Origin of the sequence: Pseudomonas sp. HMSC076A11 (assembly GCF_001810205.1) — a bacterium.
Lineage (GTDB): Bacteria > Pseudomonadota > Gammaproteobacteria > Pseudomonadales > Pseudomonadaceae > Pseudomonas > Pseudomonas aeruginosa.
This window is the reverse complement of sequence record NZ_KV800309.1, coordinates 63,925-88,077: the sequence shown is the minus strand read 5'-3', so window position 1 is coordinate 88,077 and position 24,153 is coordinate 63,925. Positions and strand designations below refer to the sequence as shown.

At 67.4% G+C, this 24,153-nt stretch carries 21 protein-coding genes; 8 read left to right on the top strand and 13 right to left on the bottom strand.

Annotated elements, in window-relative coordinates:
* On the top strand, positions 1-857 hold an 857-nt coding region (ilvA, locus tag HMPREF2716_RS15435; protein WP_070621949.1), incomplete at its 5' end, for a threonine ammonia-lyase, biosynthetic.
* Positions 858-948: 91 nt separating this feature from the next.
* Positions 949-2,877, top strand: coding sequence for a DNA/RNA non-specific endonuclease (locus HMPREF2716_RS15430; protein ID WP_003116047.1), 1,929 nt, complete (start codon positions 949-951; stop codon positions 2,875-2,877).
* A 3-nt stretch (positions 2,878-2,880) separates the two neighbouring features.
* Here HMPREF2716_RS15430 and HMPREF2716_RS15425 read toward each other — a convergent pair whose 3' ends face one another.
* Positions 2,881-3,789: a LysR family transcriptional regulator gene (locus HMPREF2716_RS15425; protein ID WP_003112374.1), complete on the bottom strand. Its 909-nt coding sequence runs from the start codon at positions 3,787-3,789 to the stop codon at positions 2,881-2,883.
* A gap of 84 nt (positions 3,790-3,873) precedes the next feature.
* Between HMPREF2716_RS15425 and HMPREF2716_RS15420 the strand changes: the two genes are divergently transcribed.
* Both HMPREF2716_RS15420 and HMPREF2716_RS15415 read left to right on the top strand, forming a co-directional pair.
* A complete protein-coding gene (locus HMPREF2716_RS15420; RefSeq protein WP_003082743.1) occupies positions 3,874-4,305 on the top strand; it encodes a GlcG/HbpS family heme-binding protein in 432 nt (143 codons plus the stop codon).
* A gap of 5 nt (positions 4,306-4,310) precedes the next feature.
* Complete coding sequence (locus tag HMPREF2716_RS15415; protein WP_003112376.1) at positions 4,311-5,090, top strand: SDR family oxidoreductase; 780 nt, start codon at positions 4,311-4,313, stop codon at positions 5,088-5,090.
* Between the two features lie 55 nt (positions 5,091-5,145).
* Here HMPREF2716_RS15415 and HMPREF2716_RS15410 read toward each other — a convergent pair whose 3' ends face one another.
* Positions 5,146-6,693 (bottom strand): TerC family protein, encoded by a 1,548-nt coding sequence (locus HMPREF2716_RS15410; RefSeq protein WP_070621948.1) that lies wholly within the window; start codon positions 6,691-6,693, stop codon positions 5,146-5,148.
* A gap of 325 nt (positions 6,694-7,018) precedes the next feature.
* On the opposite strand from HMPREF2716_RS15410, the gene HMPREF2716_RS15405 reads away from it, so the two are divergent.
* Entirely contained in the window at positions 7,019-7,642 is a 624-nt protein-coding gene (locus tag HMPREF2716_RS15405; protein WP_003449511.1) for a class I SAM-dependent DNA methyltransferase, read from the top strand.
* Between the two features lie 5 nt (positions 7,643-7,647).
* Here the strand turns inward: HMPREF2716_RS15405 and HMPREF2716_RS15400 are convergent, their stop codons facing one another.
* The 10 genes from HMPREF2716_RS15400 to HMPREF2716_RS15355 all read right to left on the bottom strand — a co-directional run bounded on the left by HMPREF2716_RS15400 (position 7,648) and on the right by HMPREF2716_RS15355 (position 18,967).
* Positions 7,648-7,854 (bottom strand): hypothetical protein, encoded by a 207-nt coding sequence (locus HMPREF2716_RS15400; RefSeq protein ID WP_003086874.1) that lies wholly within the window; start codon positions 7,852-7,854, stop codon positions 7,648-7,650.
* A 194-nt stretch (positions 7,855-8,048) separates the two neighbouring features.
* On the bottom strand, positions 8,049-9,161 hold the full coding sequence (locus HMPREF2716_RS15395; protein ID WP_003449515.1) for an alkene reductase: 1,113 nt from the start codon (positions 9,159-9,161) through the stop codon (positions 8,049-8,051).
* A 308-nt stretch (positions 9,162-9,469) separates the two neighbouring features.
* Positions 9,470-10,795: a two-component response regulator AauR gene (locus HMPREF2716_RS15390; protein ID WP_003104097.1), complete on the bottom strand. Its 1,326-nt coding sequence runs from the start codon at positions 10,793-10,795 to the stop codon at positions 9,470-9,472.
* Positions 10,792-12,693 carry a sensor histidine kinase gene (locus tag HMPREF2716_RS15385; protein WP_003115580.1) on the bottom strand — a complete coding sequence of 634 codons (1,902 nt, stop codon included), beginning with the start codon at positions 12,691-12,693 and terminating at the stop codon, positions 10,792-10,794. Before HMPREF2716_RS15385 ends, HMPREF2716_RS15390 begins: the two co-directional genes overlap by 4 nt.
* 95 nt (positions 12,694-12,788) lie before the next feature.
* Entirely contained in the window at positions 12,789-13,877 is a 1,089-nt protein-coding gene (locus HMPREF2716_RS15380; protein WP_003109247.1) for an asparaginase, read from the bottom strand.
* Positions 13,878-13,962: 85 nt separating this feature from the next.
* A complete protein-coding gene (ggt, locus tag HMPREF2716_RS15375; protein ID WP_003086881.1) occupies positions 13,963-15,636 on the bottom strand; it encodes a gamma-glutamyltransferase in 1,674 nt (557 codons plus the stop codon).
* A gap of 77 nt (positions 15,637-15,713) precedes the next feature.
* A complete protein-coding gene (locus tag HMPREF2716_RS15370; RefSeq protein ID WP_003082761.1) occupies positions 15,714-16,448 on the bottom strand; it encodes an amino acid ABC transporter ATP-binding protein in 735 nt (244 codons plus the stop codon).
* Positions 16,445-17,113 carry an amino acid ABC transporter permease gene (locus tag HMPREF2716_RS15365; RefSeq protein ID WP_003082765.1) on the bottom strand — a complete coding sequence of 223 codons (669 nt, stop codon included), beginning with the start codon at positions 17,111-17,113 and terminating at the stop codon, positions 16,445-16,447. The genes HMPREF2716_RS15370 and HMPREF2716_RS15365 overlap by 4 nt, the downstream gene beginning before the upstream one ends.
* On the bottom strand, positions 17,110-17,856 hold the full coding sequence (locus tag HMPREF2716_RS15360; protein WP_014603100.1) for an amino acid ABC transporter permease: 747 nt from the start codon (positions 17,854-17,856) through the stop codon (positions 17,110-17,112). Before HMPREF2716_RS15360 ends, HMPREF2716_RS15365 begins: the two co-directional genes overlap by 4 nt.
* 202 nt (positions 17,857-18,058) lie before the next feature.
* On the bottom strand, positions 18,059-18,967 hold the full coding sequence (locus HMPREF2716_RS15355) for a glutamate/aspartate ABC transporter substrate-binding protein (protein ID WP_003082770.1): 909 nt from the start codon (positions 18,965-18,967) through the stop codon (positions 18,059-18,061).
* Positions 18,968-19,418: 451 nt separating this feature from the next.
* Between HMPREF2716_RS15355 and pagP the strand changes: the two genes are divergently transcribed.
* The 3 genes from pagP to HMPREF2716_RS15340 all read left to right on the top strand — a co-directional run bounded on the left by pagP (position 19,419) and on the right by HMPREF2716_RS15340 (position 22,540).
* Positions 19,419-19,877, top strand: coding sequence for a palmitoyltransferase PagP (pagP, locus tag HMPREF2716_RS15350; RefSeq protein WP_003082771.1), 459 nt, complete (start codon positions 19,419-19,421; stop codon positions 19,875-19,877).
* 95 nt (positions 19,878-19,972) lie between these two features.
* A complete protein-coding gene (locus HMPREF2716_RS15345) occupies positions 19,973-20,767 on the top strand; it encodes an SDR family NAD(P)-dependent oxidoreductase (RefSeq protein WP_003082773.1) in 795 nt (264 codons plus the stop codon).
* Positions 20,768-20,950: 183 nt separating this feature from the next.
* Positions 20,951-22,540, top strand: a complete 1,590-nt coding sequence (locus tag HMPREF2716_RS15340) for a RimK family alpha-L-glutamate ligase (RefSeq protein ID WP_003082776.1) — start codon at positions 20,951-20,953, stop codon at positions 22,538-22,540.
* Positions 22,541-22,550: 10 nt separating this feature from the next.
* Here HMPREF2716_RS15340 and HMPREF2716_RS15335 read toward each other — a convergent pair whose 3' ends face one another.
* The gene (locus tag HMPREF2716_RS15335; protein WP_033941483.1) at positions 22,551-24,116 is read right to left on the bottom strand and encodes an aminotransferase class I/II-fold pyridoxal phosphate-dependent enzyme; all 1,566 of its coding nucleotides are present in this window, start codon (positions 24,114-24,116) and stop codon (positions 22,551-22,553) included.
* Positions 24,117-24,153: the final 37 nt, after the last annotated feature.

Here is a 24,153-nt window from a genome sequence, read left to right as displayed (position 1 = left end):
TGGTGCTGGGCCAGGTCGGGCTGTTCGCCGACGGGGTGGCGGTGGCGCAGATCGGCGCTTGCAACTTCGAGGTCTGCAAGGACCATGTCGACGAGGTGATCACCGTCGGCAGCGACGAAATCTGCGCGGCGATCAAGGACATCTACGACGACACCCGTTCGATCACCGAGCCGGCCGGCGCCCTGGCCGTAGCGGGGATCAAGAAGTACGTGGCCCGCGAACGCACCGAGGGGCAGACCCTGGTGGCCATCGACTCCGGTGCCAACATCAACTTCGACCGCCTGCGCCACGTTGCCGAGCGCGCCGAACTGGGCGAACAGCGCGAAGCGATCATCGCCGTCACCGTGGCCGAGCGGCCGGGCAGCTTCAAGGCCTTCTGCGCGGCGCTGGGCCGGCGCCAGATCACCGAGTTCAACTACCGCTACCACAGCGACCGCCAGGCCCACCTGTTCGTCGGCGTGCAGACCCATCCGCTCACCGACAGCCGCGCCGACCTGCTCGCCGGCCTGCGCGAGCAGGGCTTCCCGGTACTCGACCTGACCGACAACGAGATGGCCAAGCTGCACATCCGCCACATGGTCGGCGGCCACGGTACCGAGGTGCGCCGCGAGCGGCTGTTCCGCTTCGAGTTTCCCGAACGCCCCGGGGCCTTGCTGAACTTCCTCGACAAGCTCGGCTCGCGCTGGAACATCAGCCTGTTCCACTACCGCAACCACGGCGCCGCCGACGGTCGGGTGCTGGCCGGATTGCAGGTGCCGGACGAGGAGCGCGGCGAGCTGGAGGCGGCGTTGCAAGCCATCGGCTATCCGTACTGGGAGGAAACCCACAACCCGGCCTACCGGCTGTTCGCCGGTTGAGCTGCGCGGCGGTGCGCCAGCGGGACATGGCCCTGTCATGTCCCTCGGCTAGACTCCTGCCAGGGATATCCGCCCAGCGAGGGACATGGCCATGCGCAAGCGCAACCCCCGGCGGGCCACGCCGGAAGAACTGCGGGTCTGCTCGGTACTGAAGGAAAAGGGCACCCGCGAGGAACTCGCCCACCTCGCCGCCCGCGGTGAGTGGAGCAACGTGCCGGCGTACAACGCCAGCCGCGAGCAGATCGCCGACCACTTGGGCAAGAGCGTGTCGCCGGAATCCGACGCCTCGTTCTTCGACTCGCGGCGCTTCAGCGAGGCGATCGTCCTGCTCAAGAGCCGGCCGGTGCTGCTGGTGAAGAACGGTATCTTCGACGAAGCGCCGCTGGCCGGCCTGGAGCAGCGCCTGAAGAAGCATCGCGCCGCGCTGGCCACGCCGATCCGCTCGGTCGGTCGGCTGGAACTGATCGACCACGACAGCATGGACTGGTGCGGTACCGGCTGGCGCATCGAGGACGACCTGATCGTCACCAACCGGCATGTCGCCAGCCTGTTCGCCGAGCGCCAGGGCAGCCTGTTCCGCTTCCGTCTCAACCAGGCCGGCAAGCAGGTGCGCACCCGCGTGGACTTCCGCGAGGAATACCGCCAGCCGGAAAGCGACGAGCATGTGATCGCGCGGGTCCTGTGGATCGCCCCGGACGTCTCCGAGGCGCCGGACATGGCGATCCTCCAGGTAGTGAAGGGCGACCTGCTGCCGCCGCCGCTGGTCCTCGCGCGCCAGGATGCCGAGCCGCGCCAGGCGGTGGCGGTGGTCGGCTATCCGGCGCGCGACAGCCGCAACGACGCCGGGGCGATGGAAGATATCTTCGGCAACATCTACGACGTCAAGCGCTTCGCTCCCGGCGAAGTCGTGGGATTGCCCCATGACGCCTGGTACCTGACCCACGACTGCTCGACCCTGGGCGGCAATTCCGGCTCGGCGGTGCTTTCGATCGACGGCGGCGAGGTGGTCGGCCTGCACTTCGGCGGCCAGTTCCGCAAGACCAACTATGCGGTGAAGGCCAGCGTGATCCGCAGCCTGCTGGCGCGTCGCGCCTGGGTGCCGGTGGCCGGGGCGGAGCTGAAGCGCGGCGTGCCGCGCTTCCAGGAAAAGCAGCGCAGCGTCGCCGACCTGGCCGAGCGCAAGGGTTTCGACGAGGCCTTCCTCGGGCCGAAGGCGGCCTTGCCCAAGCCGGGCAAGAGCCACCAGGTGCTGCCGGTGGGCAAGGGCACGCGCCTGGACTATCTGCATTTCTCGGTGGTGATGAGCGCCAGCCGGCGCTTGCCGATCCTCACCGCGGTGAATATCGACGGCGCGCTCAAGCGTTCGCTCAAGCGCAAGGATTCCTGGGGCTTCGACCCGCGCATCGAGGCGGCCGCGCAGGTCGGACACAAGGACTTCTACGGCCCGGCTTCGTTCGACAAGGGCCACATGGTGCGTCGCGAGGATCCCGGCTGGGGCGACAGCGATGCCGTCGCCCGGCAGGCTGAGGACGACACCTTCGTCTACACCAACGCGGTGCCCCAGGTGGCGCAGCTCAACCAGCGCAGCTGGCTGTCGCTGGAGGACTACGTGCTGCAGAACGCCAGGAGCGAGGGCTTCCGCATCTCGGTGTTCACCGGCCCGGTGTTCCGCGACGACGATCCGCTCTACCAGGGCGTGCAGGTGCCGCTGGAGTTCTGGAAGGTGGTGGCGATGATCGACGCCGACAGCGGCGAACTGGGAGTGTCCGCCTACCTGCTGGGGCAGGAAGGGATGATGCCCAGCGAAGGCTTCCGCTACGGTGCGTTCAAGACCTACCAGGTGCCGTTGGCGAAGGTCGAGGCCAGCGCCGACCTGCGTTTCTCCAGCGCCCTGCGCAAGGCCGACGTGCTCGCCGGCACGCCGCTGGAGGAGGCGCTGGAAAGCGGTCGCTTCATCGAGATCGACGGACCGGACGACCTCCTGCTGAGCCGGCCGGGGCCGGCCGGCAAGGGCCGCTGAGGTTCAGGCCGGCTGCCGCCACTCGCGTAGCAGTTCGATGAAGGCGCGCAGCTTGGCCGGTACGTGGCGGCGGTTCAGGTAATACAGCCACATCGGCGGCAGCGGCAGGCAACTGCCAGGCAGCACTTCCACCAGGCGCCCGGCGGCGAGGTCCGCGGCGACCCGCTCGCGGATGAATGCCTGGGCGATCCCTGCGCCGGCGCGGGCCGCCTCGATGATCGCCTCGGTGTCGGTGCTGACGAAGCGTGCCGGCAGGTCCACTTCCAGTTCCCGCCCGTCTTCCCGCAAGCGCCACTTGTGCAGGCGGCCGCTGCGCGGGAAACGGAAGCGCACGGCGGCATGCCCATCGAGGTCGGCGACGCTGGCCGGCGTACCGTACTCGGCGAGGTAGGCCGGAGTGGCCACCAGCAGGCACGCCAGCGGCGCTGTCAGTTGCACCCCGACCATGCCCGGCTGCAGGGCGTCGGCCAGGCGGATGCCGGCATCCAGTCGTTCCCTGACGATATCCACCAACTGGTCCTCGTAGCGGATCTCCAGTTGTACCTTCGGGTAGCGTCGCACGAACTCGTTGAGCATCGGTGCGATCACCAGGTTCTTCGCCAGGTGCAGGGCGCTGATGCGCAGCTGCCCGGAGGGTTCCGCGAGGCTTTCGCCGAGCGCTTCGCGGGCGCGCACCAGGTCGCGGTAGGGCTGTTCGGTCTGTTCGTGGTAGCGCTGCCCGGCCTCGCTCAGGCTGACCCCGCGGGTGGTGCGGTGGAACAGCTTGAGACGCAGCTCGGCTTCCAGTTGGTTGATCGCCTGGCTCACCGCTGCCGGCGTCACCCCGAGCAGGGCGGCGGCGCGGGTGAAGCTGCCGGTGTCGGCGACCTGCCTGAAGACATGCAGGCCGGCGAGGGGATCGCGTCGATTCATTGTTAGGAAAACTTGAAAGTCTACGTAGGAGAAGGCCGGTTCTGTTAAAGCTTCGACCTTTCTAGACTGGCCCGCAAGCACTCGATGAGGACGCCGGCCATGTCTACCCACCTGTCTCTGCAACATGCCCAACGCTGCATCGCGGCGGCCATTGCCGAAGCGCAGCGGCAGCGCCTGGCGGTCTGCGTCGCGGTGGTCGACGCCCATGCCAACCTGCTGGCGTTCGTACGGATGGACGATAGCGTTCCCGGTGCCATCGACCTGGCCCAGCGCAAGGCGCGCAGCGCCGCGCTGTTCCGCCTGCCCAGCGGCGAGCTGGGCCGACTCGCCGGGCCGGGCCAGCCGTTGTGGAGCATCGAGCAGAGCAACGGCGGGCTGGCCTGCTTCGCCGGCGGCATGCCGCTGGGCGATGCCGGCGGTTCCTGCCTGGGTGGCGTCGGCGTCTCCGGCGCCAGCGCGGCCCAGGACCAATCCATCGCCGAGGCCGCCGTGGCTATGGCAACAATCCAGAGGTAATCGAGATGAAACAGAAGCGAATCCTGGTGACCGGGGCCGGCAGCGGCTTCGGTCGGGAAGTGGCGTTGCGCCTGGCCGCCCGCGGCCATCGGACGATCGCCGGCGTGCGCGGCGCCGGGCAGGCCGCCGACCTGCGCGAAGAGGCCGGGCGACGTGGCGTCCCGCTGCGGGTGGAAACCCTCGACATCACCGTCGCCGCCGATCGCGAACGCGCCTGGGAATGGGATATCGACGTGCTGCTGAACAACGCCGGCAGCGCCGAGGCCGGGGCCAGCGCGGAGATCCCGCTGGAACTGGTGCGCGCGCTGTTCGAGACCAACGTGTTCGCCAACCTGGAACTGACCCAGGGTTTCGTCCGGCGCATGGTCGAGCAGAAGCGTGGCGGCAAGGTGCTCTTCGTGTCGTCCATCGCCGGCCTGATCACCGGACCCTATACCGGCCCCTACTGCGCCTCCAAGCATGCCCTGGAGGCCTTCGCCGAGGCCCTGCATGCCGAACTGAAGCCGTTCGGCATCCAGGTTGGCACCATCAATCCCGGCCCGTACCAGACCGGCTTCAACGATCGCATGATGGAAACCTGGAAACGCTGGTACGACCCGCAGCGCCACTTCACCGACCACAGCGGCGTGCGCTTTCCCTTCGAGCAGTACGATCCGGAGGAAATGATCGCGCGGATGGTCGAGCTGGCCGAGGCTGACGAAGGCCCGTTCCGCACCCTGTTGCCGCAAGCTTTCGTCGAGGTGGTGAAGGACGAGCAGGCGCAGGCCTGGCAGCGCCGCCTGTAGCGGTCTGCCGCTGCGCCGGGGAGGACGGCGGCCGGATCGGCGGCCGCCGCTTCGCTCAGCCCCTGCGCAGCAGGACCCGGGTCACCCGGCGTTCTTCCACTTCCCCCCCCCGCAGTTCCCAGTCCTGCCACTGCAGGCGGTCGCCGATCACCGGCAGGCGGTCGAGCAGGCTCATCACCAGCCCGGCGAGGGTCTGGTAGTCCTCCGTGGCGTGCGCGTCGAACCCCACGCGTCGACGCACCTGGCTGAGGTTCATGGCACCGCTGACCAGGTAGCCGTCGTTCTCCTCGACTACGTCCGGACCGTCGATCTCGCTGGCGTCGGGCAGCTCGCCGGCGATGGATTCGAGAATGTCGGTCAGGGTCAGCAGGCCGATGAATTCGCCGAACTCGTTGACCACGAAGGCCACGTGGGTCGAGGCCTCGCGCATCTGCTCCAGGGCATTGAGGATCGAGCAGTCCTGCAACAGGTTGAGCGGCTGGCGGGCCAGGCTTTCCAGGTCCGGCTGGGCGCCGGCGAGCAGCTCCTTGAGCAGTTCCTTCTTGTGCACGTAGCCCAGCGGCTCCTCGACGCGCCCGTCGCGCACCAGCGGCAGGCGCGAGTAGGACGATTCGAGCAGCGCCGCGCGGATCGCCTCGCGGCCGCTGTCGAGGTCGATGCAGTCGACCTCGGCGCGTACCGTCATCAGGCTGCGGATGGGCTTCTCGGCCAATTGCAGCACGCCGCTGATCATCACCCGCTCGCGGCGGTCGAAGACCACCTGGTCGTCGCCCTCCTCGAACAGGTCGGCGACTTCCTCGCCGACCTCGTCGGCCTCCAGGCGCTGGCCGCCGAGCAGGCGCAGCACCGCATGGGCGGTACGCGCGCGCAGCGGGCGGTGGCCCTGCAGGCTCTTCTTGCGGCGCTTGCGGGCGACCTGGTTGAACACCTCGATGAGGATCGAGAAGCCGATGGCCGCGTACAGGTAGCCTTTCGGGATATGGAAGCCCAGGCCCTCGGCGGTCAGGCTGAAGCCGATCATCATCAGGAAGCCCAGGCACAGCATGATCACCGTCGGGTGACGATTGACGAAGCGGGTCAGCGGCTTGCTGGCGACGATCATCAGGCCGATGGAGACGATCACCGCGATCATCATCACTTCCAGGTGCTCGACCATGCCCACCGCGGTGATCACCGCGTCGAGCGAGAACACCGCGTCGAGCACCACGATCTGCGCGACGATCGGCCAGAACAGCGCGTAGGTCTTGTTGCCGGCGTGCTGGGCGACATGGCCTTCGAGGCGTTCGTGCAGCTCCATGGTGGCCTTGAACAGCAGGAACACGCCACCGAACAGCATGATCAGGTCGCGGCCGGAGAAGCTCTTGCCGAATACCTCGAACAGCGGCTCGGTGAGGGTCACCATCCACGAGATGCTCGCCAGCAGGCCCAGGCGCATCAGCAGCGCCAGCGACAGGCCGAGGACCCGGGCGCGGTCGCGCAGGTGCGGCGGCAGCTTGTCGGCGAGGATCGCGATGAACACCAGGTTGTCGATGCCGAGGACGATCTCCAGCACGATCAGGGTCGCCAGGCCGAGCCAGGCAGTCGGGTCAGCTATCCATTCCATGTGCGCTTACCTCCCGGTCCGGCTGGCCGTCGCGCTGGCGCGACGCTGCACGGCGCGGCTGCGGCAGCCGGCGGTGACGGAGGGGGACGAGGCGAGGGATTCGGCGTCGAGGGGCGGACGCAGGTGGCGAAGGCGAAGCGGGGAGGGTTGTCCGGAAGGACGACTGGGGGGCTCCGAAAGGGTGGTCATGATGGCCATTGAGAGTCAAAGGGAAGTCGATCCTACTGTGTCGCGGGCCCTCGCCACAGCGGGAAACTATTACAAAACCTTAGGCGAAACCCGTGCCGGCGCTAGACTGGGCGGAACCCCGCCACTGCGAGCAGACATGAGCACCGAGGATTTCGACGCGATCACCGCCACCACCCTGGCCGACTACCAGCGCAACGCCGAAGGCTTCCGCGAGGGCACCCGCGGCCATGACGTGAGCCAGAACGTCGAGGCGCTGCTGCGCCATATCGACGGGTCGCCGCCGTACCGGATCCTCGATTTCGGCTGCGGTCCCGGGCGCGACCTGGCCACCTTCCGCCGCCTCGGCCACCAGCCGGTGGGACTCGAAGGCACGCCGCGCTTCGTCGAGATGGCCAGGGCCGACAGCGGTTGCGAGGTATGGCAACAGAATTTCCTGGCGCTGCGACTGCCGGCCGGGCACTTCGACGGCATCTTCGCCAACGCCAGCCTGTTCCATGTGCCCGGCAGCGCCTTGCCGCGGGTGCTCGGCGAACTCTTCGAAGCGCTGCGGCCGGGCGGCGTGCTGTTCAGCTCCAACCCGCGCGGCGACAACCGCGAGGGCTGGAATGGCCAACGCTACGGTGCCTACCACGATTACCCGGCCTGGAAACGCCTACTGGAGGAAGCCGGTTTCGTCGAGCTGGAGCACTACTACCGGCCGCCGGGCCTGCCGCGCGAGCAGCAGCCCTGGCTGGCGAGCGTCTGGCGGCGCCCCGTCTGAAGGCGCTAGAGGGTCTGCCGGTGCGGCGTGCCGAGCACGCTGCGGTACTGGTCGAGGCGCTTCGGCGAGAGGTCGCTGCGTTCCAGGCTGTCGAGGGCGTAGGACTTGATTTCGGCGTCGCTGTAGGGGCGCTCGACGCTGCGCGGCGGGTTGGCGCAACCGGCCAGGACGACCAGGCTGGCGGCCAGGGAGACGATCAGGGACTTGCTCATGGCGGATTCCTCGAAATGTTCCTCGATGCTATCGGTGGTCCCCCCTGTCCAGGAAATCAGGCCTATTAATAATGAATATCTGGCGAATTGAGTCTAGGTCCCGCCAGCCGTGGGTTCTAGTCGACCAAAGGCGAGGTTGTGGCGGCATGTTTCGCCAACCGGCCGCGCGCTCGCGGTCCGGTCGGCTAGGGGGTTCAACCGGCCGCCTGCGGCAGGCTCGGGTAGTCGGTGTAGCCGGCGGCGCCGCCACCGAAGTAGGTCGAGCGGTCGCCGTCGGCCAGCGCCAGGTCGTGCTCCAGGCGGTAGGGCAGGTCGGGGTTGGCGATGAACGGCCGGCCGAAGCCGATCAGGTCGGCCCAGCCCCTGGCCAGGGCTTCCTCGGCGCGCGCCTTGGTGTACATGCCGGAGTAGATCAGGCTGCCACGGTAGACGATGCGCAACGCTTCCTTGAACGCCGCCGGCATGGCCGGGGCGTCTTCCCAGTCGGCCTCGGCGATGTGGATGTAGGCCACGCGGATCTCGTCGAGTAGCCGCGCCGCGGCCAGGTAGGTGGCTTGCGGGGTGTCGTCGACCGCGCCCTGCAGGGTGGTCAGCGGCGCCAGGCGCACGCCGATGCGCTCCCTGCCGACCACCGCGGTGACCGCCTCGGCGACTTCGCGGAGGAAGCGCAGGCGGTTCTCCAGCGAGCCGCCGTATTGGTCGTTGCGCGCATTGGCCTGGGAGTCGATGAACTGGTTGATCAGGTAGCCGTTGGCGCCGTGCAGTTCGACCCCGTCGAAGCCGGCGTCGAGGGCGTTGCGTGCGGCCTGGGCATAGTCGGCGACGATCTCCCGGATTTCCTCCACTGCCAGTGCGCGCGGCGCCGAGTGCTGGACCATCTCGCCGCCGCCAGCCTGCGCTCCGCGGCCCTGGGGATCGACGAAGACCTTCACGCCTTCGGCCACCAGCGCCGAGGAGGACACCGGGGCGGCGTTGCCCGGTTGCAGCGAGGTGTGCGAGACCCTGCCGACGTGCCAGAGCTGGGCGAAGATGCGCCCGCCGGCGGCGTGCACCGCGTCGGTGACCTGGCGCCAGCCGGCGACCTGCTCGGCGCTGTGGATGCCCGGTGTCCAGGCGTAGCCCTGGCCCTGCCGGCTGATCTGGGTGCCTTCGGAAACAATCAGGCCGGCGCCGGCGCGCTGGCTGTAGTACTCGGCCATCAGCGCGGTGGCGACTTCGCCACTGGCGGCGCGGGAACGGGTCATCGGCGGCATGACGATGCGATTGGGGAGGGTCAGGTGGCCAAGGGCATAGGGGCTGAACAGCATGATGGCGATCTCGCTCGTGAGGCCGGCCGCGGCGCGGCGTACTGGAAGAAGGTGGGCGCATTATTGGCGGAACGATTCGTGCGAAAAACAGCTGCCGGGGAAAATGACACTTGAGTTCAATTCATGAATGCCCGGATAGCGCGGGCGCACCGAGGGAGGAGGAATGGCCTATGACGCGCTGCGTCAGGCGGGTAGGGCGAATAACGCCCCCGGCGTTATCCGGCGAGCGGAATCGCAGGCGGGTGAGAAATGTCGGATGAAGCATCGCGCCCTGCGCCAGGCGGGCAGGGCGAAGAGGGCGCTCCGGCCTATTGCAGGCCGTACTTCTTCACCTTGTCGAACAGCGTGGTCTTGGCCATGCCCAGGTCCTGGCTGGCCTGGGTCAGGTTGCCGTGGTGGCGAGCCAGGGCGTCGCCGAGCAGGGCCTTCTCGAATGCCTCCACCGCTTCGGCGAAGCGCGGGCCGCCGGTCTGTACGGCCTGGCCGCCCTTGTTGAACACCGGCAGGCCGAGGGCGAAGCGTTCGGCGACGTTGCGCAGTTCGCGTACGTTGCCCGGCCAGTCGTGGGCCATCAGGCTGGCCACGGTGGCACGGTCGAGTTCCGGCGCGGGGCGGTCGAAGCGCAGCGAGGACTGCTGGAGGAAGTGTTCGAAGAGCAGCAGGATGTCCTCGCGGCGGTCGCGCAGCGCCGGCAGTTCCAGGCTCACCACGTTGAGCCGGTAGTAGAGGTCGCTGCGGAACTGGCCGCTCTTGCCCATGGCGGCGAGGTCTGCCTTGGTCGCCGCGATCACCCGGCAGTCCACCGGGATCGACTGGTTCGAGCCGAGGCGTTCCAGGGTGTGTTCCTGCAACACCCGCAGCAGCTTGATCTGCAGGTTGACCGGCATGCTCTCGATCTCGTCGAGGAACAGCGTGCCGCCGTTGGCATGCTCGATCTTGCCGATCCGCCGCTTGTTGGCACCGGTGAAGGCGTGCGCCTCGTGGCCGAATATCTCGCTGTCGAACAGGTTCTCCGGCAGGCCGCCGCAGTTCAGCGCGACGAAGGCATGCTGGTGGCGCCGGCTATAGTCGTGGAGGCAACGCGCCACCAGCTCCTTGCCGGTGCCGGTCTCGCCGAGGATCAGCACGTTGGCCGAGGTGTCGCCGACGTTGGCGATCAGCTCGCGCAACGCCTGGATCGCCGGCGAGCGGCCGATGATCCGTTGCGCCAGGTCCTGGCGGCCGGCCAACTGGCGACGCAGCGCGCTGACCTCGCGGGCCAGCCCGCGCTGCTCCAGGGCGCGGCGGGCGACCTCGACCAGGCGTTCCGGAGAGAAGGGCTTCTCCATGAAGTCGTAGGCGCCGGCGTGCATCGCCTGTACCGCCATGGAGATGTCGCCGTGACCGGTGATCAGCACCACCGGCAGGCTCGGGTCGAGGGACTTGAGACGCTCCAGCAGGGTCAGGCCGTCGATGCCGGGCAGGCGGATGTCGCTGACGACGATGCCGGCGAAGTCGCGGTCGACCCGTTGCAGCGCCTCCTCGGCGCTGCCGACGCCGATGCAGGGGATGTCCTCCAGCTCCAGCGCCTGCTGGCAGCCGAGCAAGACATGCGGATCGTCTTCGACGATCAGGACGGAAAGCGGCTCGTTCATCGGGCGGGACTCGCAGTCGGGGAATCGGGAACCAGGGACAGGCTCAGCTCGAAGGCGGTTCCGCCGCTTTCGGGGTGCTGCACGCTGAGGCTGCCGCCGGCGGCGGTGGCCAGGCTGGCCGAGAGGGTCAGGCCGAGGCCCAGGCCATGTTCGCCGGGCTTGGTGGTGAAGAAGGGTTCGAACAGGTGGACGCGCGCCGCCGGCGGGATACCGGGGCCGTTGTCGCGCACGCGCAGGACGTAGCGCTCCTCCTCGCGCCGGCCTTCCAGCCAGAGCTGGCGGTCGGCCTGCCCGCTCATGGCGTCGAGGGCGTTGGCCAGCAGGTTGACCAGGATCTGTTCCAGGCGGGTCTGGTCGATGCCCAGGCGCACGTCGTCGAAATGCCGGTGCAGGGTCGGCGGGTCCTGCTCCAGGCGCCCGTGCAGGATCAGCAGCGCCGCGTCCACCGCCTTGGCCAGGCTGGCCTGGCCGGCGTCGTCGCTGCGCCGGGCGAAGGCACGCAGGCTGGCGGTGATGCGGCCCATGCGGTCGACCAGTTCGTTGATGGTGGCGAGGTTGGTGCTGGCGGTCTCCAGCTTGCCGCGCTGGAGGAAGCGCACGGTGTTGCCGGACAGCGTACGCAGCGCCGCCAGCGGTTGGTTGAGTTCGTGGGCGATGCTGGTGGACATCTGCCCGATCACCGCCAGCTTGCCGGCCTGGACCAGTTCGTCCTGGGCCTTGCGCAGGGTGTCCTCGGCCTGCTGGCGCTCGTGGATCTCGGCGGTCAGGCGTGCGTTGCTGGCCTGCAGGTCGGCGGTACGTTCGGCGATCTTCACTTCCAGCTCGCCGTTGGCCCGTTGCAGCGCCTCGCGCGCGGCGAGGCGGGTGGCGAGTACCTTGCGCCGCTCGTTCCAGGCGATCAGCAGGAATGCCAGGAGGGCGAAACCGATGGCGGCCAGCATGCCGTTGCGTACCGCGTCGCGGCGCAGGTCTTCCAGCGGGCTGAGCAGGGTCAGGTTCCACGGTGTGTCGTTCAGCGCGCGGGTCTGCGCCAGGTAGGTGACCGCTTCGCCGCGCGGATGCTGCTCATCGGCGGGGAAGCTGAGCTTCTCCACACCGGCGGCCAGCGGCTCGCGCTGCAGCGGTTGCCACTCGTTCAGCGCCCACCAGTAGTACTGCATGCTGCGCGCCAGGCGCTCCTTGTCGTCGGCGCTCAGGGAGCGCACCGCCTTCAGGCGCAGGGCGGGGTTGCTGGAGAGGATGATGATGCCGTTCTCGTCGCTGACGAAGGCTTCCAGGCGCGCCTTCTCCCAGCGTTCCTCGAGGGCGTCCATCTTCACCTTGACCACCGCCACGCCGATGATCCGGCCGCCGTGGACCAGGCCGTGGGCCAGGTAGTAGCCCGGCTCGCCGCGGGTGCTGCCGATGCCGTAGAAGCGGCCCGGCTTGCCCTTCATCGCGTCCTGCCAGTAGGCGCGGAACGACAGGTCCTCGCCGAGGTAGCTGTCCGGGTCGCTCCAGTTGCTGGTGGCCAGGACCCGGCCGTTGGTGTCCAGCAGGTACACCGCGCGGCTGCCGGCGCGGCGGTTGAGGCCTTCGAGGTAGGCGTTGACCTGGTTGCGCCGGTATGGCGTCGGGTCGGTGAGCAGGTGACTGACGCTGCGCTCCAGCTCCAGCAGGCTGGGCAGGTAGGTGTACTTGCTGATCTCGCTCTCGACCGTCCGCGCATGCAGCTCCAGCTGGCGTTCGCCATTCTCGGCGAGGGCACGGATGCCGGCGCTCTCGCTGATCCGGTAGCCGCCGTAGCCGAAGCCGAGCATCAGCAGGAGCAGGGGAATGGGGAGCAGCAACTGGCGGACGAGGCGGGGCTTCACGGTCAGTGACGGAGGTACGCTGCAGGGCGGGTCGGGGGATTCCATCACAGTCGTCGCGGCTAGGCCAGCCCGCCGCCACGATGGGCGGCGGAGCGGGCGGTTTTCCGGCACGGCCGGCAGGCGGCGCCGGAAGGGTTCACTCAGTATTCCCAGAAGATCCGTTGCAGCTCCTTGCTGTCCTGGGTCTTGGTCATCGCGACCGCGGCCAGGATGCGCGCCTTCTGCGGGTTCAGGTCGTGGGCGACGATCCAGTCGTTCTTGTCGTCCGGCTGCTCGGCGTTGCGCAGGACGAAGCCGCCGGCATTGACGTGCGAGGAGCGGATGATCTGCACGCCCTGCTTGCGCAGTTCCTGCAGGGTCGGCACCACGCGCGCGGGCACCGAGCCGTTGCCGGTGCCGGCATGGATGATCGCCTTGGCGCCCGCCTGGGCCAGGGCTTTGTAGGCGGTGTCGCTGACGTTGCCGTAGCTGTAGGCGATTTCCACCGGAGCCAGCGCGGAGATCTGCTTGATGTCGAACTCGGAGTTCACCGTGTGCCGCTTCACCGGTGCGCGGAACCAGTAGCTCTTGCCCTCGACCACCATGCCCAGCGGGCCCCACGGGCTCTTGAACGCTTCGGTCTTGATGTTGACCATCTTGCTCGCGTCGCGGCCGGAGAGGATCTCGTCGTTCATGGTGATCAGCACGCCCTTGCCGCGTGCCGACTTGTCGCCGGCCACCGCCACGGCGTTGTACAGGTTGAGCATGCCGTCGGCGGACATCGCGGTGCCCGGGCGCATCGAGCCGACCACCACGATGGGCTTCTCGGTGTGCTCGACCAGGGTCAGGAAGTAGGCGGTCTCTTCCAGGGTGTCGGTACCGTGGGTGATCACGATGCCGTCGACGTCGTCGCTATCGGCCAGCTTGGCGACGGTCTTGCCCAGTTCCAGCAGGTTCTCGTTGGTGAAGCTTTCCGAGGCGATCTGGAACACCTGTTGGCCGCGGACGTTGGCGATGTCCTTGAGCTGCGGCACGCTGGCCAGCAGTTGGTCGACCGGCACCTTGGCGGCGGTGTAGGTGGCGCTGTTGGCGGCGCTGGCGCCGGCGCCGGCGATGGTGCCGCCGGTGGCCAGGATGACCACGTTGGACAGTTTCTGTTGCGGTGCGACTTCCTTGGCCTGGGCGGCCTGCGGCAGCAGGAGCATCAGGGCCATAACACCGGGGGCGAACGCGTGGAGCAATGGCTTCATGGCGATATCTCGTGTCGGTAGGTTGGTAGGGTTATCGTCGTTGCACGCAATCAGGCGCGGGCGGCGTCGGCCGCCCGCCGTCCTGTCAGGGTTTCACCACCAGGCCGACGCCGCGGCCACGGGGATCGGAGGCGGTCTCCAGGGCCTTGCCGTCGACGCGGATGGCCTGGATATCGCCCATGTTCCAGCCCTGGTCCTCCAGGGTGTAGCCCATCGCCTTCAGCTCCTCGGCGACCTTGCCGGCGAGCGGCGCGTAGGCGTCGTAGTAGATCGTGTCCTTGGGCAGCAACTGGTGGTGCACGCGCTGCGCGGCCACGGCCTTCTCCAGCGGCAGGTGGAAGTCGTAGATGTTGTTCAGCACCTGGAAGATCGAGGTGAAGATCCGCGAGCCGCCGGGAGTGCCGACCACCAGGCTGACCTTGCCGTCGCGGGTGACGATGCTCGGGCTCATCGAGGAGAGCATGCGCTTGCCCGGCTCGATGGCGTTGGCGTCGCTGCCGACCACGCCGAAGGCGTTGGCCACGCCCGGTTTGGCGCTGAAGTCGTCCATCTCGTCGTTGAGCAGGAAGCCAGCGCCCTTGACCACCACGCCGCTGCCGAAGTCCCAGTTGAGGGTGTAGGTGTTGCTCACCGCGTTGCCGTCGGCGTCGACGATGGAGAAGTGCGTGGTCTGGTGCGGCTCCAGGCCGGGACGGACCTTCTCGGTCGGCGAGATCGCCGTCGGATTGACCTCGGCGGCACGCTGCTTCAGGTATGCCGGATCGGTCAGGCGCGCCACCGGGACCTTGGAGAAGTCCGGGTCGCCGAGGTAGTCGGCGCGGTCGGCGAACACGCGTTTCTCGATCTCCGCCAGCAGGTGGATGTAGCGCGCGGAGTTCAGCTCGACGCCCTTGAAGTCGGCGGCACGGTTTTCCTTGATGCCCAGCAACTGGGCCAGGGCGATCCCGCCGGAGCTTGGCAGCGGCGCGGTATAGAGCGTGTTGCCCTGCCAGTCGACGCGCATCGGTTCGCGCCACCTGACCTTGTAGTCGGCGAGGTCCTGGTGGGTGATCAGTCCCTTGTCCTGCTGCATCTGTGCCACCAGCAGGTCGGCGGTATGGCCTTTGTAGAACTCGTCCGGGCCCTTGTCGGCGATACGCTCCAGGGTCTTCGCCAGGTCCGGCTGGAGGAACGCCTCGCCGGCCTTCATGTGGCCGAAGTAGTCGCCGAAGTTGGTCTTGCCGTTGAACAGGGCGACGGCGTCCTGGCGGTACTGGAACTGCTTGTCGGCGACCTTGAAGCCCTTCTGCGCGTAGCCGATGGCCGGGGTCAGCAGCTCGCTCCAGGGCAGCTTGCCGAACCGCTTGTGGGCTTCCCAGAGGCCCATCACGGTGCCCGGCACGCCGGCGGCCTTGGCGCCGACCAGGCTGAGGTTCTCGATCACCTCGCCCTTGTCGTCCAGGTACATGGTTTTGCTCGCGGCCTTCGGCGCCACCTCGCGGTAGTCGAGGAAGTACGGCTTGCCGTCCATGTACAGGGTCATGAAGCCGCCGCCGCCGATGTTGCCGGCCTCGGGGTAGGTGACCGCCAGGGTGAAGGCGGTGGCCACCGCGGCGTCCACCGCGTTGCCGCCGGCCTTGAGGATCTGCGCGGCGACCTTGGCGCCGTACTCGTCGGGCGCGGCGACGGCGCCGCCGTCGAGCGTGGCGGCGAAGGCCGAGGAGGATGCGGCGGCAATGGCGACGCCGAGGGACAGGGTTCTGAAGAGCACAGGTTGCATGGGCTTTCCCTATTTATTGTTATCGCAGGCGAGGGTAGAGCAGGCCCCCGCCGGGCGGGCCGGCGAGGGCGGGTACATCAGTGCGGGAGGATCTTGGCGAGGAACTGCTGGGCGCGTTCGGAGCGGGCGCTGACGTCGCCGAAGAACTCCTCCTTCTCGCAGTCTTCCACGATCTGCCCGCGGTCCATGAAGATCACCCGGTTGGCGACCTTGCGCGCGAAGCCCATCTCGTGGGTCACGCACATCATGGTCATGCCTTCGTGGGCCAGCTGGACCATCACGTCGAGCACTTCGTTGACCATTTCCGGGTCGAGCGCCGAGGTCGGCTCGTCGAACAGCATCACCACCGGGTCCATCGCCAGCGCGCGGGCGATCGCCACGCGCTGCTGCTGGCCGCCGGAGAGCTGGCCGGGGTGCTTGTGCGCGTGCTCCTTGAGACCGACACGCTCGAGCAGGGCCAGGCCCTTCTTGGTGGCTTCTTCCTTGCTGCGGCCGAGTACCTTGATCTGCGCGATGGTCAGGTTCTCGGTGATGCTCAGGTGGGGAAACAGCTCGAAATGCTGGAACACCATGCCGACCCGCGAGCGCAGCTTGGGCAGGTTGGTCTTCGGATCGGCGATGGAGGTGCCGTCGACGACGATGTCGCCCTTCTGGAAGGGTTCCAGTGCGTTGACGCACTTGATCAGGGTCGACTTGCCCGAGCCCGACGGCCCGCAGACCACCACCACTTCGCCTTTCGCAACCTCGGTGGAGCAGTCGGTCAGGACCTGGAAGTCGCCATACCACTTGCTGACATTCTTGATGGAAATCATACGGTTAACCTTTTCTGCAGACGTTTGACGGCGAACGAGGCGGTGAAGCTTACGACGAAGTAGACCAGGCCGGCGAAAATCAGGAACTCGTTGGCCTGGCCGATGATGTCGCCGCGCGAACGGGCCGAATTGAGGAAGTCCATCAGGCCGACGGTATAGACCAGCGAGGTGTCCTGGAACAGGATGATGCTCTGTTGCAGCAGCAGCGGGGTCATCTTGCGGAACGCCTGCGGCAGGATCACCAGGCGCATGGTCTGCCCGTAGGTCATGCCCAGTGCCTGGGCGGCGCCCATCTGGCCTTTCGGGATGGCCTGGATGCCGGCGCGGACGATCTCGCAGTAGTAGGCCGCCTCGAACATCATGAAGGCCACCAGGCAGGAGGTGAACGCCCCCACCGGGGTGTCCTCGCCGGTGATCCAGCGCAGGATGAAGGGCACCGCGAAGTAGAACCAGGTGATCACCAGCAGCAGCGGGATCGAGCGGAAGTAGTTGACGTAGAAGCCGGCGATGTTCGACAGCAACTTGCTGTGCGACAGCCGCATCAGCGCCAGCACGGTACCCAGCGCGACGCCGCCGAGGACGCCGAGGACCATCAGCTTGAGGGTCATCAGCATGCCTTCCCAGAGGCTCGGCAGGGCGGGAACGATTCCACTGAAGTCCATCATTTACCTCCTACGGAGATCAGGCCCGGTACGGCGACCTTTCTCTCCACCAGGCGCATGATCAGCATCAGGCTCATGTTCAGCGTGAAGTAGATCAGCGTGGCCAGGGTGAAGGCCTCGAACAGGTTGGCGGAGAACTCGGCGGTCTGCTTGGTCTGCGCCAGCAGCTCCATCAGGCCGATCAGCGACGCCACCGAGGAGTTCTTGAAGATGTTGAGGAACTCCGAGGTCAGCGGCGGGATGATGATCCGGAAGGCCTGCGGCAGCAGCACGTGGCGGTAGATCTGCGGCAGGCGGAAGCCCATCGCGCGGGCCGCCGAGGTCTGCCCGTAGGGCAGCGCCTGGATGCCGGTGCGCACCTGCTCGCAGACCCGCGCGGCGGTGAACAGGCCGAGGCAGACGACCACGCTGAGGTAGGCCGAGGTAGTCGGGTTGAGGTCCTGCTTGAACCAGGTCTGCAGGCCCTCGGGCAGCAGGTCGGGTACCAGGAAGTACCAGATGAACAGCTGCACCAGCAGCGGCACGTTGCGGAAGATTTCCACGTAGGTGGTGGCGATCCCCGATACCAGGCGGTTCGGCACGGTGCGCATGACGCCGAGCAGCGAGCCCAGCGCCAGGGCGATGATCCAGCCGACCAGGGCGATGGCGATGGTCCAGCCCAGACCGGCGATGTACCAGTCGAGGTAGGTTTCGCTGCCGATCCCGGTGGACTTGAAGAACACGCCCCAGTCCCAGTTGTAATTCATGTTGGGGTTTCCCCTCGGTTCAATCGGTTGCAGACACTGGCGGGGAAGGCAGGCGCCGGCGCGGCCGTGCGGGCCGGCGGCGCTGCTCTTCCGGGGGAGACGGCTGGGGAGGGGCAGGCCCCTCCCGCGTCCCCGAGGCCCCGCTGCGAGGCGGGGGCGACGCGCGAAGCGCTGGCGCTCCGGGAGGAACGCCAGGCGCTCGTTACATCTGCTCGGCGGCCTTGTCGGTCGGGCTGGCGATCAGCTTCTTCAGCTCTTCGCTCATGGGGAAGTTGAGGTTCAGGCCCTTCGGCGGGATCGGCTGGGTGAACCACTTGTCGTAGATCTTGTTGACCTCGCCGGAGGCGTAGGTATCGGTGATGGCCTTGTCGACCACTTTCTTGAACGCCGCGTCGCCCTTGCGCACCATGCAGCCGTAGATCTCGAAGGACTGCGGGGTGCCGCCGACGACCCAGTCGTCCGGCTTCTTGGCCTTGGCCATTTCGCCGTAGAGCAGCGCGTCGTCCATCATGAAGGCCACCGCGCGGCCGGACTCGAGCATCATGAAGGACTCGCCGTGGTCCTTGGCGGAGATGATGTTCATGCCCATCTTCTTGTCCGCGTTCATGGCCTTGAGCAGGCGCTCGGAGGTGGTGCCGGCGGTGGTCACCACGTTCTTGCCCTTGAGGTCGTCGAAGTCCTTGATGTTGGCGGTCTTCTTCGACAGCAGGCGGGTGCCGACCTCGAAGATGCCGACGGAGAAGTCGACCTGCTTCTGGCGCTCTTCGTTGTTGGTGGTGGAGCCGCACTCGATGTCCACGGTGCCGTTCTGCACCAGCGGGATGCGGGTCTGCGAGGTGACCAGGTTATAGCGGACCTTCAGCTCGGGGAGGTTGAGTTCCTTCTTCACCGCCTCGACCACTTTCAGTTGCAGGTCGTGGGAGTAGCCGATCGGCTTGCCCGGCTCGGTGCCGAGGTAGGAGAAGGGAATCGAAGCGTCACGGTGACCGAGGGTGATGGTGCCGGTTTCCTTGATCTTCTTCAGCGTGCCGGTGAGCTCGTCAGCGACGACCGGAGCGGACAACAGAGCGGCCACGATGGCGGTGCTCAGCAGACTGGGAGCGATACGCATGAATTTCTTCCTCGACTTGTTTTGATTTTTATTGAGCCGCGAGCGCCTGGCCTCTCCGGGACAGGGTGTTTCGCGGTTTTCCCCGGCGGGGGAAGCCACGAGAGTATCGTGCTTGCCGAACAGTGTAGTGGCAGGATGCATGCCAGCTTATGAAATCCGGCTTTTTTTAGCCTAACTAATTGAAAGTAAAAGAAATTAAATTTGGATGAAAATGCCCCGAAATGGCCTTTCGTCCGCTCTTCCGAATATTTTCGGGGCATGGCGTTCGGTTTTCCGAACGTTTCGCCGAGGTCCGTTCTTGAGCCATTCCGGGTTTTTCTGACGGTTCGTTCAGAAATTGTTCAGGCTTCGTTCAGGCCCGATTCAGGCCGGGTTCAGCAGAATTCACGCTGCGAGGCGCAAGCCGTCACGTCTTGCCTTCCTTACCTGGCGACGGCCGCCTGGAGTCCCCATGCGCTATCTCATCCTGAGCCTGCTGGCCGTGCTCGCCGCACCTGCCTGGGCTGCCGACGACGGCGACTTCTGGTACCTGCAGACCAGCGTCTACACCCGGCATTTCAACCCGGATCCGGAACACAACAATCACCAGGACCTGCTCGGCCTCGAATACAACCGCGCCGATGGCGTGCTGGCCGGCGGCGCGACCTTCCGCAACTCGTTCAGCCAGCGCTCCAACTACGCCTACCTGGGCAAGCGCTTCGACAGTGACAGCTACCCGGTCTACCTGAAGCTCACCGGCGGCCTGTTGCAGGGCTATCGCGGCGAATACCGCGACAAGATCCCGCTGAACCGCTTCGGCGTCGCGCCGGCGATCATCCCCTCGGTGGGCGTTCGCTTCGGCCCGCTGGGCAGCGAGCTGGTGCTGCTCGGCAATTCGGCGGCGATGATCAACCTCGGCCTGCGTCTCTGAGGCCAGGAACGGGCACGGAACGCTGGCTGGTCTAGGCTGTCGTCTGTTCCCCGAGCCGCGTTCCTGAGCGGTTCGTCACTCGACAGGAGACTCCCATGCAGATCGATCTGAGCGACAAACTGGCAATCGTCAGCGGTTCCACCGCCGGCATCGGCTTCGCCATCGCCAGCGGCCTCGCCGCCGCCGGCGCCACCGTGGTGGTCAACGGACGCAGCCAGGCGGCGGTGGACCGTGCGATCGCGGCGATCCGGAACGGCCAGCCGGATGCCAGGGTGCGCGGCGTCGCCGGCGACCTGGGCACGGCGGAAGGCTGCGCGGCTTTCGTTGCGGCCGAGCCGAAGGCGGACATCCTGGTCAACAACCTGGGCATCTTCGAGCTGAAGGACTTCTTCGACATCGAGGACGCCGAGTGGAGCCGCTTCTTCGAGGTCAACGTGATGTCCGGGGTGCGCCTGGCCCGCGCCTACGTCCCGGGAATGGTCGAGCGCGGTTGGGGGCGAGTGGTGTTCCTGTCTTCGGAATCGGCGTTGAACATCCCGGCGGACATGATCCACTACGGCTTCAGCAAGACCGCCAACCTCTCGGTGTCGCGCGGCCTGGCCAAGCGCCTGGCCGGCACCGGGGTGACGGTGAATGCGGTGCTGCCCGGACCGACCCTCACCGAAGGCGTCGCCGAGATGCTCCGCGAGGATGCGCAGAAAGCCGGGCAGAGCATAGAAGAGGCCGGCACCGCCTTTGTCCGGCAGCACCGTTCCAGTTCGATCATCCAGCGCCTGGCGACGCCCGAGGAAGTCGCCAACCTGGTGGTCTACACCTGCTCGACCCAGGCCTCGGCGACCACCGGCGCGGCCCTGCGGGTCGACGGCGGGGTGCTCGACAGCCTGGCCTGACGAGCGCGCAACGCCAGCGTAAAAATGCTCCTCGGCACTCGCGGCGCGGTGCCCGGCGGCCCTGGCCGGTTGCCGCGCCGGCGTCTGGCGGCGGCGCTCGTAAAGCTTGCGTAACGAGGCGCGACAGGAGGCGCCGGCAGGTCTAGAACGGCAGGTACCGTCATTCAGAGGATACCGCCACTCATGTCAGCAGCCTCGTTAGCCACCCTCGACGGGTCGCTCCGCATGACCCCCGTCGAGCAACCCCGACCGCCGGCTCTCGCCGATCTCGGCAGCCGCCTGATGATCGTCGTCGAGCGACGCGAGGACTGGGCCTCCTACCTGCCCAGCGAGGAAGTACTCACCGCCCAGGAATACCTCGAGCAATCGGCGCGCGGCCACGGCGGCCGCCGCGTGCAGGTGATCAACCTGTGCCGCGGCTACAAGTACCTCGGCCTCGGCTACTACTGTTCGCTGCTGGCCGAGGCCCGTGGCCACCGGGTGATCCCGTCGCTGCGCTGCATCAGCGAACTGGCTCGCAAGTCGGTGTACGGGCTGGCCCTGGGTGGCCTCGACAAGGCCCTGGACAAGGCGCTGTGCCGTACGCCCTATGGCGCCACCGACGGCTTCACCCTGACCCTGTATTTCGGCCATACCGAGTTCGAGCCACTGGCCGACCTCGCCCGCCAGTTGTTCGAAGCCTTTCCCTGTCCGATCCTGCTGGTGGAGTTCCGTCGCCAGCAGGGCTGGCATATCGAGGGCGTGCGCCCTGGCGTGCTGAACCGCCTGCGCAGCGACCAGGAGGACGTTTTCGCCGACGCCCTCGACGGTTTCAGCCGGCGCGCCTGGCGCATGCCGCGTTCGCGGCGGGTGGCGCGCTACGACATGGCGATCCTCCACGATCCCGACGAAGCGCTGCCGCCGTCCAACCCGCAGGCGCTGGCCAACTTCGTACGGGTCGGCGCCAGCCTCGGCATCGACGTCGAACTGATCGGACGCAAGGACTACGCGCGCCTGGCCGAGTTCGACGCCCTGCTGATCCGCGAGACCACCCGGGTCGACCACCATACCTATCGCTTCGCCGAGAAGGCCGAGCGCGAAGGCCTGGTGGTGATGGACGACCCGGCATCGATCCTGCGCTGCACCAACAAGGTCTACCTGGCCGACCTGCTTGGTTGCCGGCAACTGGGCATGCCGCTCACCGAGATCCTCTACAAGGAACGCCCGCAGGACTGGCAGCGGGTGGCCCGGCGCCTGGGCTTCCCGCTGGTGCTGAAGATTCCCGATGGCTGCTTCTCCCGTGGCGTGGTCAAGGTCAACGACGACAGCGAACTGCTGGCGGCGGCGAGCGAGCTGTTCGAGCGCTCGGTCCTGTTGCTGGCCCAGGAGTTCTTCTACACCGAGTACGACTGGCGCATCGGCGTGCTCGACCGCCAACCGCTGTACGCCTGCCAGTACTTCATGTCGCGCGGCCACTGGCAGATCTACAACCACAAGGCCGACGGCCAGGACGTCAACGGCGAGTGCCGCGCCGTGCCGCTGGAGCAGGTGCCGCCGGCGGTGCTGGAGCTGGCCCTGGAGGCCGCCGGGCGGATCGGCGACGGCCTCTACGGGGTGGACCTGAAGCAGGCCGGCGACAAGGTGCTGGTCATCGAGGTCAACGACAACCCGAATATCGATGCCGGCGTCGAGGACGGCCAGCTCGGCGACGAACTCTACCGGCGCATCCTCCAGGCCTTCGTCCAGCGCCTGGAACTCAAGCACCGTGGCCAGTTGAGCAAGGCGCTGCGCTGAACGGCGCGCCTCAGTCCGGCCGGCGCGTGGCCAGGCGCAGGACGGAGCCGCGGGCGAGGGCGGCCGGCCTGACGCAACGGACCCGGTAGCGGCCGCGCTCATCGATCTCGATGCCCTGCAACTCGGGAGCGAAACCGGGAAAGTGCTCGCCGAAGGCCTGCAAGGCCAGCAGGTAGTCGATCAGCGCCGGCGATTCCTCGGCCACCCGTTCGCCGGGCAACAGCAGCGGCGTGGCCGCCGGATGGACGCCGACCAGGCTGGCGACCACACGGCCGCCGAGCCTGTCGATCGCCACCGCTTCGGTTTCGTCCCTGACCAGGTGTCCATAGACCGTGGCCGGCGCCAGCGCGGCGTGGCCGGCAGCCCTGGCGGCGGCGTCGGCGAGGGCGGTCAGGTGCAGCCGCAGGCTGGCTTCGTGGATCATCGCGCAGAGTTCGCGCAGGCCGATGTAGCGGTACAGCGGCGAGCTGTCGAGCAACTCCGGCAACACCTGCTTCAGCGGCGCATCGTCGTCGTGCCGGCGTTTGAATTCGCACAGCCTGTCCACCAGCGGCTGCGCGTGTTCCGCCCTGGCGCCCTGGGGAAACAGCAGCAGGAAGCGATAGTCGCCGGTGCGCAACGGGGCGATGCCGTGCCGGCGCAGGTAGCGGCAGACCACCGCGGCGGGTACTCCGAAGCTGGCCGGGCGACCGCGCGAATCGAGGCCGGGGGCGCTCAGGGCGACGCGCAGCGGGTCCAGCCGAGGACTGCTGTCGAGTGTCTCGGCGAGCCCGTGCCAGCGCTTCGCCGGCGTCTCCCGGCCGGCCTCGATGCCGGGCCCCGGGTTGCCCCGCAGTATCTCGAAGAACCACGTATCGCCATCCTCCCTGGCGAGCCGCGCAGCGGCTTCCCAGAGCGCCCGGCGAAAGGCCTCGGCGATGTCGCCGGCGTGCGCCGCCGGGGCTCCTGCGGACGTCTTGCGGTAGGCCGTGGAGAGGTCGTTCAGCGGTGTCGCCAGGCGCTCCGCGGTGCTCCCCGAGCCGATCCGCCACTGCTTGGCCGGCGCCAAGTCGAGGCGTGCGCGGCCGTTGTAGCGGGCGCTCACCGGCGTGCGCGGGACCGGCGGGGCATAGTCGCGCAGCCGCCTGGGGCCTGCCGGGGCGCGCCATTCGCGCAGGTCGCTGTCGATGCGCTCGGCGATGAAGCGTGCGGGGCCGGCGGCCAGGTTGAAGCATCCCTGGGCCTCGTCCAGTAGCTGGCTGGACAACTGCTCGATGCGCAGTTGACGAAACAACAGGAACAGCGGGATGGACGGCGCGACCTGGCGGAGTTCATCGAGGGCCGCCAATTGTGCGGCCTCGTTCTCGCCTGTCGGCTCCGCGACGAGCAGGAGGATGCCGGCGGGGTGCGCGGCGTTGCCGAGAAAATCCAGGGCGACCTTACGGCTTGGCGCCTGGAAAAGCCGATAGCCGCGTATTTCCAGTTGTCGACAAAGCTCGGAAAGACGATTCGCATCATTGGCCGCGTTTATGTTGGAAGTGACGAGTATTGAATGACGCGAAGGATTGTTTCGAGACATGCTGTTGTCCTTGTCCATTCGAACCGCTCGGTTTCGCCGGCAAAAGCGTCGCCCG

What these genes read in the sequence shown, in the direction of transcription:
- HMPREF2716_RS15430 (WP_003116047.1), top strand. Translation starts at nt 949, where the DNA reads ATGCGCAAGCGCAACCCCCGGCGGGCCACGCCGGAAGAACTGCGGGTC.
- HMPREF2716_RS15425 (WP_003112374.1), bottom strand. Translation starts at nt 3,789, where the DNA reads ATGAATCGACGCGATCCCCTCGCCGGCCTGCATGTCTTCAGGCAGGTC.
- HMPREF2716_RS15420 (WP_003082743.1), top strand. Translation starts at nt 3,874, where the DNA reads ATGAGGACGCCGGCCATGTCTACCCACCTGTCTCTGCAACATGCCCAA.
- HMPREF2716_RS15415 (WP_003112376.1), top strand. Translation starts at nt 4,311, where the DNA reads ATGAAACAGAAGCGAATCCTGGTGACCGGGGCCGGCAGCGGCTTCGGT.
- HMPREF2716_RS15410 (WP_070621948.1), bottom strand. Translation starts at nt 6,693, where the DNA reads ATGGAATGGATAGCTGACCCGACTGCCTGGCTCGGCCTGGCGACCCTG.
- HMPREF2716_RS15405 (WP_003449511.1), top strand. Translation starts at nt 7,019, where the DNA reads ATGAGCACCGAGGATTTCGACGCGATCACCGCCACCACCCTGGCCGAC.
- HMPREF2716_RS15400 (WP_003086874.1), bottom strand. Translation starts at nt 7,854, where the DNA reads ATGAGCAAGTCCCTGATCGTCTCCCTGGCCGCCAGCCTGGTCGTCCTG.
- HMPREF2716_RS15395 (WP_003449515.1), bottom strand. Translation starts at nt 9,161, where the DNA reads ATGCTGTTCAGCCCCTATGCCCTTGGCCACCTGACCCTCCCCAATCGC.
- HMPREF2716_RS15390 (WP_003104097.1), bottom strand. Translation starts at nt 10,795, where the DNA reads ATGAACGAGCCGCTTTCCGTCCTGATCGTCGAAGACGATCCGCATGTC.
- HMPREF2716_RS15385 (WP_003115580.1), bottom strand. Translation starts at nt 12,693, where the DNA reads ATGGAATCCCCCGACCCGCCCTGCAGCGTACCTCCGTCACTGACCGTG.
- HMPREF2716_RS15380 (WP_003109247.1), bottom strand. Translation starts at nt 13,877, where the DNA reads ATGAAGCCATTGCTCCACGCGTTCGCCCCCGGTGTTATGGCCCTGATG.
- ggt (WP_003086881.1), bottom strand. Translation starts at nt 15,636, where the DNA reads ATGCAACCTGTGCTCTTCAGAACCCTGTCCCTCGGCGTCGCCATTGCC.
- HMPREF2716_RS15370 (WP_003082761.1), bottom strand. Translation starts at nt 16,448, where the DNA reads ATGATTTCCATCAAGAATGTCAGCAAGTGGTATGGCGACTTCCAGGTC.
- HMPREF2716_RS15365 (WP_003082765.1), bottom strand. Translation starts at nt 17,113, where the DNA reads ATGATGGACTTCAGTGGAATCGTTCCCGCCCTGCCGAGCCTCTGGGAA.
- HMPREF2716_RS15360 (WP_014603100.1), bottom strand. Translation starts at nt 17,856, where the DNA reads ATGAATTACAACTGGGACTGGGGCGTGTTCTTCAAGTCCACCGGGATC.
- HMPREF2716_RS15355 (WP_003082770.1), bottom strand. Translation starts at nt 18,967, where the DNA reads ATGCGTATCGCTCCCAGTCTGCTGAGCACCGCCATCGTGGCCGCTCTG.
- pagP (WP_003082771.1), top strand. Translation starts at nt 19,419, where the DNA reads ATGCGCTATCTCATCCTGAGCCTGCTGGCCGTGCTCGCCGCACCTGCC.
- HMPREF2716_RS15345 (WP_003082773.1), top strand. Translation starts at nt 19,973, where the DNA reads ATGCAGATCGATCTGAGCGACAAACTGGCAATCGTCAGCGGTTCCACC.
- HMPREF2716_RS15340 (WP_003082776.1), top strand. Translation starts at nt 20,951, where the DNA reads ATGTCAGCAGCCTCGTTAGCCACCCTCGACGGGTCGCTCCGCATGACC.
- HMPREF2716_RS15335 (WP_033941483.1), bottom strand. Translation starts at nt 24,116, where the DNA reads ATGGACAAGGACAACAGCATGTCTCGAAACAATCCTTCGCGTCATTCA.